Below are 1,813 nucleotides of genomic sequence, written 5' to 3'. Positions count from 1 at the left end.
AAGGCGAATCCAAAGCAACCGTTTATTACAAGGATGAGGAATGGGAAGTAAATATCGGTCAATTGAGCAAGCTGTTCCAAGACCGACTCGGTAAAGCAGAGCAAGAAAGCAAGACGATGTAGAAAGAGAAAAACGCATGGGGCCAAAAAGGTCTCATGCGTTTTTTGCTGGATAGGCGAGTACTTCCTTTACCCATGTATCTAGCAGATGCTGATATTCTTCGCTCGTTTTAATTCCAGGGGCTGAAGCAAATTGTTTTTCGAGTGGGAGCGTGCGTAGTTTTTTTGCGAATTTCCCTTCGATATCATCTTCGTCTTCTAATACTAGATATACGACATCTTCCAATGAACGAAAGCACGTAACACTATACTCGATTCCATTCATTATCGTTTGAAAATGACCGTGACGATACTGACAAAGGATGAAAGTGAAATCTAGATTGTTTATGATTTCTAAAAATCTGTTCAAATACGCAGGTTCCACCATGATACACGCTAGCCAATGGTGTGGATCATGAGAATGACTGATGTGGAATTCTGGAATAATTTCGATAAAGTCCTGCTGTCGTTCGGGACTGGCTTTGCCATAGTAATCATAGTTGAATTTGCGAATGATTTTCTTCAGGTGCTTGAAAGGGATTGCTGTGCCAATAAAAAGTCCGTAATATCGGTTCATTCTGTGCTTCCTTTACGCAGTAGTCATACTCGGAGCTACACGCAGTCGAGTTGCTTGCTCATAAGCGTAGGCCAAACGAAGGAGAGTAGGTTCCTGGAATGCCAATCCAGTTAGCATGATGCCAAATGGCTTGCCTGCGGAAGTATAGCCAGCCGGAACCGTAATGGATGGGTAACCAGCTTTGGCCGGGATAGCATAACCCGTACTACCGGGGTACAAGAGGGCATCGAGTTCGTGCTCCTTCATGACAGCATCAAGGCCTTGTTTCTGTGTCATTTCCAAATCGAACAAGAGATTCGCCAGATATTCCGGCTCTGTCAACGTACCACTTGTTCGCTCGGATTCTACCAGCAGCTCTTGCCCGTAAAGCAGGGCTTGTTCCTCATGTGCCTGATTAAAGGCAATGACATCCTGTAAGGAGCGGATCGGGTAGGAGGCTGGTAGGGTTTTTAAGTACGCATTGACGCCTACCTTGAATTCATGCACCAGAACTTGTCTATCCCACTTGGCATTTTCTGTAGGAATGGTGACCGCATCTATGACAGTTGCGCCAGCCTCTCTGAGCTTTTCAATAGCTGCTTCATACAAGGCGATTTCTTCGTCATCACACTCAGCCAAAAACCTGGAACGTACAACGCCGATGCGCGCACCCCGCAAACCGTCTGCATCGAGGAAGGGGAGGTAATCGGTATGACCCAAGCCTTCGGTTTTTCCAGTCACCGGATCATTTTCATCAATACCAGTAAGCGCGCCAAGCAAAATAGCTGCATCAGTCACGGTTCTCGCCATCGGTCCGGCTGTGTCTTGGCTATGGGAAATCGGAATGATACCCGAACGGCTGATTAAGCCAACAGTAGGTTTGATTCCCACGAGCGAATTATGCTCCGCTGGATGGAGAATGGACCCGCACGTCTCCGTACCGACTGCCACAACGGCAAATCCTGCGGCAATCGCAGCAGCCGAACCTGAGCTAGACCCGCCGACCTCTAGTACACCAGGACCGTATGGGTTCAATACTTGTCCACCGCGTGAGCTGTAGCCATCTGGCATGTCATTGGAGATATAGTTAGCCCATTCCGTGAGATTTGTTTTCCCTAAAAGGACAGCGCCCGCCTCTCGGAGCTTGGTTACGACAAAT

The 1,813-nt window shown here is 47.7% G+C and carries 2 protein-coding genes; both read right to left on the bottom strand.

The features are described from left to right. Positions 1–153 precede the first annotated feature (153 nt). Entirely contained in the window at positions 154–675 is a 522-nt protein-coding gene (locus C7R94_RS29160) for a hypothetical protein (RefSeq protein WP_106785990.1), read from the bottom strand. Positions 676–687: 12 nt separating this feature from the next. Next, a partial coding sequence (locus C7R94_RS29155) for an amidase family protein (protein WP_106785989.1) occupies positions 688–1,813 on the bottom strand: 1,126 nt, incomplete at its 5' end.

Origin of the sequence: Brevibacillus sp. NRRL NRS-603 (assembly GCF_003013445.1) — a bacterium.
Classification (GTDB): Bacteria; Bacillota; Bacilli; order Brevibacillales; family Brevibacillaceae; genus Brevibacillus; species Brevibacillus formosus.
Note: the sequence above shows the minus strand (reverse complement) of the source record. Positions and strands in the feature narration are given on the sequence as shown.

Excerpts from the sequence above, each read along its gene's own strand:
- C7R94_RS29160 (WP_106785990.1), bottom strand. The coding sequence starts at position 675 with ATGAACCGATATTACGGACTTTTTATTGGCACAGCAATCCCTTTCAAG.